Below are 12,657 nucleotides of genomic sequence, written 5' to 3'. Positions count from 1 at the left end.
AATGAGTAAAGAGCTAAAAGAAGTACAAGGAATCATCTTTAAACGTCAAAAATTTCATGAGGCAGACCTTTTAGCTAAAATAATAACGAAAAATAGCGGGATTATTACAATGATTGCTCGTGGTGCACTTAAGCCTAAGTCTAAATTAGGTGCGAGTCTGCTTAACTTTTCTTACGGTACATATGTGATTGTTTCTTCTGGACAAGGACTAAGCAATCTCCGCACCTATAAAAATGTTAAGCAGTTTGACGGCATCTTTAATGATCTAACCAAAAATGCCTATGCCTCATTTATTTTGGATTTAGTTGACCATGCTTTTGTCGAGTATCAGGATTTAGGTAAGTACTATGAATTAACAAGTCTAGCTCTCACAAAGATCAATGATGGTGAGGATGCTGAAATGATTACTCAGACAATCCAAATGCAACTTTTAGCAGCTTATGGAGTTGAACCTGAACTGCGTCATTGTGTAATTTGTGGTAAAGAGACTGGTGACTTTGATTATTCAATTGTTAAGGGTGGAATCATTTGTAGCAATCACTTCTATACTGATACTACCCGATTACATTTGCAGCCAAAAGAAACTGCAGTTCTAAGAACGATCGGCTTAATACCATTTTCACGTTTAGGCACAATAAAAATTAATCAGGATACAAAAAAAGCTACACGAAGAGCAATTGATCGAATATATCAAGAAACTATTGATTTAAACTTAAAGACAAAAAAGTTTCTTGATGAGCTTAATTTATTTACCTAATCCTTTAGATTAAAATATGATTATGGTAAAATACTATTGTATTTTGACGAAGATGAGGATTAAAAAAAGTACCAGCAAAGCGAATGTTAGATAGTGGAAGGACATCTGGGAAACGGCACCTCTAGTCAAACTAATTAAGAGCAGGGAAATATCCCTGAATTAGGGTGGAACCGCGATAAATCGTCCCTATGCAGTGTTGCATAGGCTTTTTTTATGGCCTGATGCAGGGAGGAAGAAAAATGGCACAGAAAAAAATAACAATTCAAGACATGATTTTTAAATTAGAAGAGTTTTGGTCTTCTAAGGGATGTATGGTAATGCCATCTTACGATGTTGAAAAAGGTGCTGGTACCATGAGTCCATATACTTTCTTAAGGGCTGTTGGGCCTGAGCCATGGGCCGCATGTTATGTTGAGCCTTCTAGACGTCCCGCTGATGGACGCTATGGTGACAATCCTAACCGTTTATTTCAACACCACCAATTCCAGGTAGTTATTAAACCTGCTCCTGACCAAATTCAGCAATACTATTTAGATAGTCTTAAGGTTTTGGGTATTAATCCATTAGAGCATGATATTCGTTTTGTTGAAGATAACTGGGAAAACCCATCAATGGGTTGTGCTGGTGTTGGCTGGGAAGTCTGGCTTGACGGAATGGAAGTAAGTCAATTTACTTATTTCCAAACTGTTGGTGAACTTGATGTTAAACCAACTATGAGTGAAATTACATATGGTGTTGAACGACTTGCTTCTTATATTCAAGATGTAAACTCCGTTTTTGACTTGGAATGGGGAAATGGAGTTTTATATCGCGACATCTTTAAAGAAGCAGAATACGAAAACTCTAAATACGCTTTTGAAGAATCTAATCAAGATGACTTGTTGAAGTTCTTTGACGTATACGAAAGAACAGCAAAAGAACTAATCAAGTTAAATCTAGTTCAACCAGCTTACGATTATATTTTGAAGTGCTCACATACCTTTAATTTGCTAGACGCTCGGGGAGCAGTCTCTGTTACAGAACGTGCAGGATATTTAGCTAGAATTAGAAATATGGCCCATGAAGTGGCTGTATGCTTTGTTGAAGAACGAGAAAAAAGAGGCTTCCCTTTACTGAAAAGCGCAGAAGACAAGAAAGCGGGGCTTGAAAATGACTAAAGACTATTTATTTGAAATTGGAACAGAAGAAATGCCAGCACATGTTGTTGCAAAAAGCGTTAAACAACTTGCTGACAGAACTAAAAAGTTCTTGAAAGAAAATGGCTTAAAGTTTAAGGATATCAAAACTTTTTCTACACCACGTCGATTAACTATTTTGGTTGAGGATTTGGCTGAAAAGCAAGAAGATATTGATGAAATAAAAAAGGGACCTGCTAAGAAAATTGCTTTGGATCAAGATAAAAATTGGACCAAGGCAGCTCAAGGTTTCGTTCGTGGTCAAAATATGACTACTGATGATATTTACTTTGAAGAACTAAAAGGGACAGAATATGCATATGTCCACGTCCAAAAAGAAGGTAAGAAAGCTACTGACATTCTTTTAGGTATGAGTGACATTATTAAGGCAATGACTTTCCCAACTAAAATGCGTTGGGGCGGTTCAAATGACTTTGAATTTGTTCGACCAATTCACTGGTTGGTTTCTTTGCTTGGCAATGAGGTCGTTCCTGTTCAAATTCTTGATATCACTGCAGGTCGAAAGACTGAAGGTCACCGCTTTTTAGGTGATTCAGTTGTTTTAGCCAATGCCGATGATTATGAAGATGCTTTAAGAGATCAATTTGTCATTGCTGACGCTAAAAAGCGTAAAGAAATGATAGTTGATCAAATGAATGAGCTAGTTAAACAAAACAATTGGAAAATCAAGATGGATGCTAACTTACTTGAAGAAGTAACCAATTTGGTTGAATATCCAACTGTCTTTGCTGGCTCCTTTGATAAAAAGTATCTTGAAATGCCTCAAGAAGTATTAATTACTTCAATGAAAGATAACCAACGTTACTTTGAAGTTTATAATCAAGATAACCAATTAATTAATCATTTTATTTCTGTACGAAATGGAAATAAGGATTACTTAGAGAATGTTATTTCTGGGAACGAAAAAGTTTTAGTTGCTAGATTAGATGACGCACAATTTTTCTACGATGAAGACCGTAAATATCCTCTTAGTCATTTTGTTGACAAGCTTAAGAATGTTTCTTTCCATGACAAAATTGGTTCTATGTCTGAAAAAATGGAACGTGTACGTATAATTGGTGACTACCTCGCAAAACAATGGAATCTTGATGAACAAACTATCAAGGACTTTGATCGTGCTAGTGAATTGTATAAATTTGATCTTGTAACCCAAATGGTTGGTGAATTTGCTGAATTACAAGGTGTAATGGGTATGCACTATGCAAAACTTGCCGGTGAAAAAGATGATGTTGCGGTTGCAATCAAAGAACATTACATGCCAACCACTTCGGAAGGTGAGTTGCCACAAACTGTAGTAGGTTCATTACTTTCAGTTGCTGACAAACTTGATACAATCATCACTTTCTTTGCTGTAGATATGATTCCAACTTCATCTAATGATCCTTACGCATTACGTCGTTACGCCTATGGAATTGTACGTATTTTAATTAATCAAAAGTGGTCATTAGCTTTCAACAAAGTTTTGCCTGAACTTGTTTCTGCATTGAACGGAAAAACACCGGCTAAATTACCTAAGTCGGATGAAAAAGAAGCAGAAATTGCATCCTTTATCCGTGACCGGATTAACCAGTATCTGACTAAAAACAACTACAAATATGACATTATCGATGCAGTACTTGCATCAAGTCAACAGGATCCAATTCAAATTTTGGCAGCGGCTAATGTCTTGCAGTTACATCATGATGATGAGCAGTTTAGACCTGTTGTTGAAAGTCTAATTAGAATCAATAATATTTTGAAAAAGGCTAAGCATAAAGGAAATAATGTCGTTAATCCAGACTTGTTTGTTAACGAGAGTGAAAAAGAACTTTACTCTGGCGTGAACAATTTGCAAGACTTAACTGATTTAACGCAGCTTTATGATGGTTTTGTTAAATTGCAACCGATTATCAATTTCTACTTTGAAAACAATATGATTTTGGATAAGGATGAAGCGATTAAGAATAACCGATTAAATCAATTAGGTGCAGTGGCACAACTTGCTGAACATTTAGGTGACTTAAGTAAGTTAGTCATTAAATAATTTATCAAAGTAGGTGAAAAGATGGCTGGATTGATACCTGAAGAGACGATTAGCAAGGTACGTGAGAACGTCAATATTGTTAATGTCATCAGTCAATACGTTTCACTAGAAAAAAAGGGGAAAGATTATATTGGTCTTTGCCCATTCCACGAAGAAAAAACACCTTCCTTTACAGTCAATGAAGGAAAACAATTCTTCAAGTGCTTTGGTTGTGGCAAAGGCGGCAACGTTTTTACCTTCTTAATGGAAAAAGAAAATTTAACTTTTCCGGAAAGCGTGCAAAAGGTTGCTGATTTTGCACATATTGAAATTGGTGAATATGGTCAACAAAAGCCAAAATATTCTAATATTTTAATTAAAATAAATGAGGAAGCTGCTGATTTTTATCATCGGGTTTTAGTTTCAACTAATGCTGGTAAACGTGGGCTTGAATATGCACGTGAAAGAGATTTGAGTGATGAGATTCTAAATCACTTTCGTATCGGGTACGCACCGAAACAGAATAATCTTCTCTTAACGTATTTACGTGGTAAGGACTATCGCGATGAAGATTTATTAGCAAGCGGTTTATTTGTTCAGTCTAAGAGTGGTGAGATGTTCGATCGCTTTAGAGATCGATTAATGTTTACTCTTACAAATGAGGGCGACTATGCAGTAGGCTTTTCAGGTAGGCGACTATCAACGGATAAAACTGAGGCAAAGTATATCAATAGCCCCGAAACTAAAGTTTTTGAGAAATCACAAGTCTTATTTCATTTTTCTGAGGCGAAAAAGGCGGCTAGATCTGAAAATCATTTAGTTTTGTATGAAGGATACATGGACGTAATTGCAGCTTATAAAGCTGGGGTAAAGTCAGGTATTGCGTCAATGGGTACAAGCTTAACTGACCAACAAGTTTACATGTTGAAACGAATCACTAAGAACATCATTATTAATTATGATGGTGATGATCCAGGAGTGCATGCGGAAGAACGGGCAGTTAAACTGTTTAATAAAGCTGGAGGTTTTGACTTGGGTGTCGTTGTCCTACCAGAAAAACTTGATCCTGATGAATATGTTCAAAAATATGGCGTTGAGAAATATCAAGAACAGATCAAAGGCGCATTAACACCGACTGACTTTTTCTTAAAGCGACTTGCTAAGAAATATAACTTAGATAATGATCGCCAGAAGCTTGCATATCTTGACGAAGCTATGCAAGAAATTGCACAGCTCTCAAATCCAGTTGAACAAGATTTATATCTGGATAGAATTGCTCAGCAGCAAAATGTTTCTAAAGATTCATTAAAAGTGAATTTGCTAAAATATCGTCGTCAATTTAATACTGCTAAGCAACATACAGGCGGACAAATTCCAAATGAAACAGAATTTCAACAAGATGAAGGTCCAGCACCAGAGTATCATCAAGATATTGCTATTAAGAATGATCCAGTCCAAACAAGGCTATTGTACTTATTCATTCATTCGGAGCATGCTCGCGATTATCTTTTACAGAACAAGTTCTTATTTCCTGATTCCGATTATCAAAAATTAGCGGAATTATGGTTAAATTTCAGCGAAACTCATGAAAAACCGACAGTAAATAGTTTTTTAAATTTTATTCCTGAACAACTTCAAGGTATAATAGTTAATGCCGAAATGGCAGATATGCCGCAGGATTTTTCAGACCGTGAGATTTGTGAACAAATCTATGCTTTAGAAATGCGTCAAGTTGACAAACAACTGAATAAGTTGATGAATGAACTTCAAGATGCAAAGAGAACTATGGATACGGACAAAATAATGTCTATTACGCAACAAATTTTACAGTTAAAGAGAATTCAAGGGCAGAGGGGGGCTTTATAGTGACAGAAAAGAAAAGCACTAGCGAAAAAGAACAACCATCTTTAGATAAAGTAGTACAAGAGGTTGTTAAAGCGGTTAAGAAAGATAAATCAATTACTGAAACTGAATTTGTTAATCGTTTGGTTAAGCCCTATGATTTAGAGGGAAAAGCAGTCGATCAATTAGTTCAAGAGTTTGAAGATAACGGCATCAGTATAGTTGATGAAAATGGTGATCCATCCAAACTAGCTTTGAAGAAGCAAAAAGATGTTGAAAAGGCTGAACTAAAAGATATGTCAGCCCCTTCAAGCGTCAGGATGAACGATCCAGTAAGAATGTACTTGAAGGAAATTGGACGTGTTCCACTTCTTAACGCAGATCAGGAAATTGCTCTTGCAAAGCGAATTGAAAAAGGCGACGAAGAGGCTAAGCAAGAATTAGCTGAGGCTAACTTACGTTTAGTTGTCTCAATTGCAAAACGCTATGTTGGTCGTGGTATGTCATTCCTTGACTTAATTCAAGAAGGAAACATGGGTCTAATGAAAGCCGTTGACAAGTTTGATTACAGTCTTGGCTTTAAGTTTTCGACTTATGCTACTTGGTGGATTCGTCAAGCCATTACTCGTGCAATTGCTGATCAGGCTCGAACAATTAGAATTCCAGTTCACATGGTTGAAACAATCAATAAGCTGATTAGAATTCAAAGACAATTGTTGCAAGACTTAGGTCGTGAGCCAACTCCAGAAGAAATTGGTGCTGAAATGGATATGCCAACTTCTAAAGTGCGCGACATCCTAAAAATTGCTCAAGAACCTGTTTCTTTGGAAACACCAATTGGTGAAGAAGATGATTCCCATTTAGGTGACTTTATTAAAGATAAAGATGCAACTAGTCCTGAACAACATGCTTCATATGAGATGCTCAAGGAGCAGCTAGAAGAGGTACTTGATACTTTAACAGATCGTGAAGAAAATGTTCTACGCTTGCGTTTTGGTCTTGATGATGGTCGGACAAGAACGCTTGAAGAAGTTGGTAAAGTTTTTGGCGTCACAAGAGAACGAATCAGGCAAATTGAAGCAAAAGCACTACGTAAGTTGCGTCATCCGAGTCGTTCAAATCAGTTGCGTGATTTCTTAGATTAAATAGCTAAACAAAAAGACAAGTTTTTTTGAAATCTTGTCTTTTTTATTATAACCTTATACTCCATAAGTATCAGCTATCAGCTAATCCCCATTGCTTCATGTTGTATTCAATAACACTTTTGCGTTTACCTGATAATAAGAAAACTGAAAAAGCTAGATAAACTAAGGTTGTTAAGATTAAATACTGCCATTCAAAATCAGTGGGGTTAGTCATGACAGTAGTACCTGAAGCCAAGAAAACTAGGATATCAAAAACTGCATGGTAGCCTATATTTATAAAAAAAGATCCAGTATAAAGATAAATTGCTGCAAAAGCAATACCAGCTATACTTGCATCAATCATTTGTAAAATTGTAGCCAGTAGGGGCTGATCTATTAGGTTAACAATATGGAGTGCTCCAAAAATCAAACCGTCTAATACAACCGCCCATGAGATTTGATGTTGCGCATTTTTAAAAGTTCTGAGTAAAATGCTTAAAATACAAAAACGCATCAACCATTCTTCAGCTATACCGGCTTCTATGCCTCTGCAAACGAGCTTTATCATATGTTTTGTAGTAATCTGAAAATTCCAGCTCGTGAGCAGTTGCCTCCAGTTATCTGCTTCATTAAAAGCATTAAACACGCAGTCAGCAAAAATAAATAAAGATATAAACGCTAGAACTGCATATTTAGCTCTTGAACTCAATCCCAAGCCAGGAGCTTGATAGCCCCATTTATTCATGACAACCACTGAAGTGATTACAAAACAAATTGCCCCAGTAACTTCAGTTTTATTAAGCATTTGTAGCAAAGAAGGGGAGCTGTTCATAGTCAACGTTCCCGGTATAGCAAGTATCAGACCTGAGAATAATAATAAAGTTATGATTTGCCCAATTACACTGCTTATTTTTCCCCAGGAAAGTTCTGCCATAGGAACCAGCAGAACTAGTTCATACAGAGTAAGTGGAATTATCAGCCAGATAAGGTTCTTAGTATTAAAAACTTTGATAAAATCTGCTCCGATTGCGAGGAGTACTAAAAAACATATTTGGATATTAACGGCTTGAAAATAATGATTAAATTGGACTATTTTTCTCGTAGGATGTTTTTCGCACAGAAGAGTTAGTTGTAGAGATACCAGTATGAACAAAACTGATAGAACTACCACTGCCTCATTTTTACTTTTGGTCAGGGGCTTGATTTTAAAAAATAGCACAAACGCCACAATGATCAAAATTTCTTGAACTATTATTTGTCCTAGGTGCCAACGCTTAATTGCTTGTTCAGAAGGCATTTCAAATTCTCCTTAAAATAATTCATCTCGACTATCATCCAAGATATGCTCATCAATATCGTCGTTAAAGTATACAAGTAAGTCACGATCAAAATTATAGGCCAATTGATGATTTAACAGTTCTTCTTTCGTCATCCAAACTAGGTTTCCTTCATGAGAAGCTTTTACAGTGCCTGTAAACTCTGTAGCAATATAGAAAAAAACTAAATAACGATGATCATTTTCATCGAAAAATTGCTTAATACCACTAAGACGTGGATTTTTAATGTCGAGATTGGTTTCTTCTTTAACCTCACGAACAACAGAATCATAAAAAGACTCATGTGCTTCAACATGTCCACCCGGAAAAGTTAAACCCGGCCAGGAGGGATCATTTCGATCAATGACTAAAATTTGTTCACCTTTTTTAATCATACACATATTTGTTAAAGTAACTGGTTCTGTTCGATCCAAATTTAAAATCCCCCATCTTTTTAAAACTATTTAACTTAAAACTATTTAACTTTGTGTTCTTTAAAGCTACTTCCCAAAAGGATGAAATGGAAAGTTTTTACCATTGATATTAATTGTTTGGCTGTTGCTGTCACTGATAATCTTTCCTTTTACAGTATTGGATGTGGACAGGTCAGATTTTTTCAAAGGAACATTAGTCCAAATTGCCCTTAAATCCGCTCCGTTATCAGTGCTCTGCAGATTATTTCTGAACAAATCAGGCTGTAGAATTTCTGGAGGTACAGCCACGTTAACCGAAGTTGGCATTACCGGCTGAATTAGTTCTCTATTTAGCTGATCTCGAATAAAGGGCTTGAGTTTATGAGTCTCTGATTTATTCATTAAAAAAAGTCCTCTCATTACAAAATTACGATATTTTTATTATAAATCTTTTATCAGTGAAAAATACAGCGGTTTCTAACTATTTTGAACAAAGAGCGGTAAGTGTATGCTAAAATTTTATACATGGAAAGTAGGTCGAAAAGTGAATTTACGTTTAAACAAACTCGCAACCATGGTGGATCAAGACGCGCGAATTGCAGATATTGGTACAGATCACGCATATTTACCAATTGAATTGGTCAAATCAGGCAAGGTCAATTTTGCAATTGCTAGTGATATTGGAAAAGGACCGCTTGATAATGCAAAACAGGATATTAAAGAGGCTGGCTTAGAAGGAAAAATAGAAACTCGTCTAGGCGCTGGACTCGAAACCATCTCAACCAAAGACAACATTGATACTGTAGTGATTGCTGGCATGGGCGGCAACTTGATGAGTCAGATTTTAAATGATGCCTTAGTTAACAAAAAAATGAGTTTCGACACCTTAATTCTTGAACCAAATGTTGGAGAATATGGTGTTCGTAAATGGTTGATGCAGCACAGCTATCAGATTGTCGATGAACAAATTGTGGCTGAAGCCGGTCATATATATGAACTGATTAAGGCTAAAAAAACTGAATCAAATATTCCATTAACTGAAAAAGAATTATATTTTGGTCCAATCTTAATTAAGACTAAAAATCAGATTTTTACTAGTAAATGGATGGGGCAGCTAAAGTACCAACAAAATTTGTTAGTCAATTTAAATAAGGCAAAAAGCAAAGATATATCCCATATCAAACAGGTTCAAGAACAGATTGAAATGATCAAAGGAGAATTAAATGACTAAAGTTAAAAACCTAGTGAAAGTTTTAAGCGATTTTTTTCCTGAAAAAATTGCAAGTGCTGGTGATCCCGTTGGCATTCAAATTGGTTCTTTAGAGCAACCAGTTACCAAGGTTATGACCACATTAGATGTTCGACCACAAGTTGTTGAAGAAGCAATAAAAGAGCATGTTGATCTAATTATCAGCCATCATCCTTTAATGTTTAGGCCTGCACCTAACTTAAACTTTGCTGACCCACAAAATGAAATGTATGGCAAAATAATTGCTAACGGCATTACTGTCTATTCAATTCATACTAATTCTGATAAAGCTCAAGATGGGTCTAGCGATTGGCAGGCAGAAGAATTAGGTTTGACTGATGTACAGCCTTTTTGTCTAGATAGTGACGGCATTGCTATTGGACGAAAAGGCAAGCTGCCTGAACCGCTCTCTGCAATTGATTTTGCATATTATGTAAAAGAGAAAATGAATATCAAAATGGTTAGATTGATTACTGCTGATAACCAGCAACAAATTTCAACTGTTTCACTTATTTGCGGAGATGGGGGTAAGTACTGGCACCAAGCGGTTAATGAAAAGATAGATGCCTTTATAACCGGAGACGTTTATTATCATACTGGTCACGATATGATTTCTTCAGGAATAACAGTAATTGATCCTGGGCACTATACAGAAAAATTATTTAAGGATAAAATATATGAAAAGTTAATTAAATGGAATGAAGAAAATAATTGGAATGTTAATATCATTAAGTCACACGTTTCAACTAACCCATTCCAAGATTTAGTTTAAATAGAGGAGTTTTTATGGAATACCCAAATTTATTACCCAGATTTTTAAAATATGTAAAAGTTAACTCGCGTTCGGATGAGCACTCAGACCGTTTTCCATCCACTAAGCGTCAAGAAGACTTCCAGAAAGAAGTTGTAATGAAGGATTTAGAGGATTTGGGCTTAAGTGATGTACATTACAACCAAAAATCCGGCTGTGTAATCGCTGAAATTCCTTCAAATATTGATTATGAAGTTCCAGTAATGGGTTTTCTAGCACATTGTGATACGGCAGATTTCAATGCGGAAAATGTTCGCCCACAAGTCCATGAAAACTATGATGGTAAATCAAAAATTCAATTAGGTGATTCTGATTTTTATTTGGATCCTGAGGTTTTCCCTAATCTCAAAAAATATGCCGGTAAAACGCTTATTACTACATCAGGTGATACATTGTTAGGTGGAGATGACAAGTGTGGTGTCAGTGAAGTAGTAACTCTAGCTGAGTATTTGATGAATCATCCAGAAGTTAAGCATGGAAAAATTCGTTTGGCCTTTACACCTGATGAAGAAATTGGCACTGGTGCGCCTCACTTTGACATTGATGAGTTTGGTGCAGACTTTGGGTATACACTTGATGGGGCTGCTCCAGGTAAGCTTGACTGGGGAACTTTCTCAGCAGCAACATTTACACTTAACATTCAAGGAGTAAACGTTCACCCATCAGTTGCTAAAAACCAGATGATCAGTGCAATTCAAGTAGGTATTAACTTCCAAAATCAACTTCCAGTAGACGAAGTACCAGAAAAAACTGATGGACGACAAGGCTTCTTCCATTTAACTGATTTCCAGGGAACCGTTGATAATGCATACCTTGAGTACATTGTCCGTGACTTTGAACGTGATGGTCTTGAGCGTCGTAAAAACTTGGTTAAAGACATTGTCACTAAAATGAATGATGAATTTGGTACTGAGCGAATCAAATTAACAATGAGAGATCAATATTACAACATGGCAGATGAGCTTGAAAAACACATGGATGTTGTTAACTTAGCAAGAGATGCATATCGTAAAGAAGGATTGACCGAAATCGACGAGGATCCAATTAGAGGTGGTACAGACGGTAGTCAACTGACTTATCGTGGTTTACCATGTCCAAACCTATTCTCAGGTCAGGAAAACATGCATGGTCGTTACGAATACACTGTTTTAGAATCAATGTACAAAACAGTTGACGTTATGATCAGAATGGTCGAAATGAACGCAACAAATAATAAATAGTGAAACAAAAAAGGTTAGAAAAGCACTTTCTCTAAAATTAACTTAAATGAGATAAGTGCTTTTATATCAATGATAATTACTGTTGGGTAATACCGGCTTAATTATGCACATCTACTCTAATAATCAAAAAATGCCGATTAAAACGTTGCTATTAATGAGTTAATCGGCTTTTTTGTTTGAAATCAAGTAAAAATGCAGAGTCGTGGAACACTGAAAAAATAATAAGACTCTTATAAATGATCAATAAGAACATAAAATTGCTTTTTAGAAGTATTTATTAGGAAGAAATAAAAAAGATTGCACTAACATATAAACTGCGGTATTATTACAGTGTATTAGAAATGTGATACAGTAAAAGGATGGTGGATTTGTGGAATTCAAGGATAATATTCCCATTTATCTGCAAATCAAGCAATATCTATATCGTCAAATTGTAACCGGCGAATTAAAGCCAGGGCAGAAAATTCCTTCTGTACGTGAACTAGCAGTTCAATTGACTGTTAATGTAAACACGGTACAAAGAGCTTTGCAACAAATGAACGTAGAGGGGATTTTGTATACTAAGCGCGGAGAAGGTAATTTTGTTACCGAAGATACAGACTTGCTTGAAAAGACAAAACAGGAATTGATTAATGATGAGCTAAATAAATTTGTTCAAAGTATGAATGATTTGGGTGTGTCAAATGATCAAATTCATGATATCTTATCAGCTTATTTAAAGTAGGGG

12 protein-coding genes are annotated in these 12,657 nt (G+C 35.9%); 9 read left to right on the top strand and 3 right to left on the bottom strand.

Annotation, left to right across the window (positions count from 1 at the left end):
- Position 1 precedes the first annotated feature (1 nt).
- From recO to rpoD, 5 genes are all read left to right on the top strand, one after another.
- Positions 2-757 carry a DNA repair protein RecO gene (gene recO, locus DKL56_RS04135; RefSeq protein ID WP_109715518.1) on the top strand — a complete coding sequence of 252 codons (756 nt, stop codon included), beginning with the start codon at positions 2-4 and terminating at the stop codon, positions 755-757.
- A gap of 239 nt (positions 758-996) precedes the next feature.
- Positions 997-1,914: a glycine--tRNA ligase subunit alpha gene (glyQ, locus tag DKL56_RS04130; protein ID WP_074425307.1), complete on the top strand. Its 918-nt coding sequence runs from the start codon at positions 997-999 to the stop codon at positions 1,912-1,914.
- Positions 1,907-3,976 (top strand): glycine--tRNA ligase subunit beta, encoded by a 2,070-nt coding sequence (gene glyS, locus DKL56_RS04125; RefSeq protein ID WP_109716036.1) that lies wholly within the window; start codon positions 1,907-1,909, stop codon positions 3,974-3,976. The genes glyQ and glyS overlap by 8 nt, the downstream gene beginning before the upstream one ends.
- A 21-nt stretch (positions 3,977-3,997) precedes the next feature.
- Positions 3,998-5,821 (top strand): DNA primase, encoded by a 1,824-nt coding sequence (gene dnaG, locus DKL56_RS04120; RefSeq protein WP_109715517.1) that lies wholly within the window; start codon positions 3,998-4,000, stop codon positions 5,819-5,821.
- Positions 5,821-6,942, top strand: coding sequence for an RNA polymerase sigma factor RpoD (gene rpoD, locus DKL56_RS04115; RefSeq protein WP_074425311.1), 1,122 nt, complete (start codon positions 5,821-5,823; stop codon positions 6,940-6,942). The genes dnaG and rpoD overlap by 1 nt, the downstream gene beginning before the upstream one ends.
- Positions 6,943-7,012: 70 nt before the next feature.
- On the opposite strand, the gene DKL56_RS04110 is transcribed toward rpoD, so the two are convergent.
- The 3 genes from DKL56_RS04110 to DKL56_RS04100 form a co-directional block, all read right to left on the bottom strand.
- A complete protein-coding gene (locus DKL56_RS04110; protein WP_109715516.1) occupies positions 7,013-8,218 on the bottom strand; it encodes a CPBP family intramembrane glutamic endopeptidase in 1,206 nt (401 codons plus the stop codon).
- A gap of 12 nt (positions 8,219-8,230) precedes the next feature.
- The gene (locus tag DKL56_RS04105; RefSeq protein ID WP_162542501.1) at positions 8,231-8,671 is read right to left on the bottom strand and encodes an 8-oxo-dGTP diphosphatase; all 441 of its coding nucleotides are present in this window, start codon (positions 8,669-8,671) and stop codon (positions 8,231-8,233) included.
- Between the two features lie 66 nt (positions 8,672-8,737).
- Complete coding sequence (locus tag DKL56_RS04100) at positions 8,738-9,052, bottom strand: hypothetical protein (RefSeq protein WP_109715515.1); 315 nt, start codon at positions 9,050-9,052, stop codon at positions 8,738-8,740.
- A gap of 142 nt (positions 9,053-9,194) precedes the next feature.
- Between DKL56_RS04100 and DKL56_RS04095 the strand changes: the two genes are divergently transcribed.
- The 4 genes from DKL56_RS04095 to DKL56_RS04080 all read left to right on the top strand — a co-directional run bounded on the left by DKL56_RS04095 (position 9,195) and on the right by DKL56_RS04080 (position 12,654).
- Positions 9,195-9,881: a tRNA (adenine(22)-N(1))-methyltransferase gene (locus DKL56_RS04095; RefSeq protein ID WP_109716034.1), complete on the top strand. Its 687-nt coding sequence runs from the start codon at positions 9,195-9,197 to the stop codon at positions 9,879-9,881.
- Positions 9,874-10,671, top strand: a complete 798-nt coding sequence (locus tag DKL56_RS04090) for a Nif3-like dinuclear metal center hexameric protein (RefSeq protein WP_109715514.1) — start codon at positions 9,874-9,876, stop codon at positions 10,669-10,671. Before DKL56_RS04095 ends, DKL56_RS04090 begins: the two co-directional genes overlap by 8 nt.
- Positions 10,672-10,685: 14 nt before the next feature.
- Positions 10,686-11,930 (top strand): peptidase T, encoded by a 1,245-nt coding sequence (gene pepT, locus DKL56_RS04085; protein WP_109715513.1) that lies wholly within the window; start codon positions 10,686-10,688, stop codon positions 11,928-11,930.
- Between the two features lie 370 nt (positions 11,931-12,300).
- Positions 12,301-12,654 (top strand): GntR family transcriptional regulator, encoded by a 354-nt coding sequence (locus tag DKL56_RS04080; protein WP_046306922.1) that lies wholly within the window; start codon positions 12,301-12,303, stop codon positions 12,652-12,654.
- The last annotated feature ends 3 nt before the right edge of the window (positions 12,655-12,657 follow it).

The sequence above is a fragment of the Lactobacillus apis genome (assembly GCF_003150935.1).
In the GTDB taxonomy this organism is placed as follows: domain Bacteria; phylum Bacillota; class Bacilli; order Lactobacillales; family Lactobacillaceae; genus Lactobacillus; species Lactobacillus apis.
Note: the sequence above shows the minus strand (reverse complement) of the source record. Positions and strands in the feature narration are given on the sequence as shown.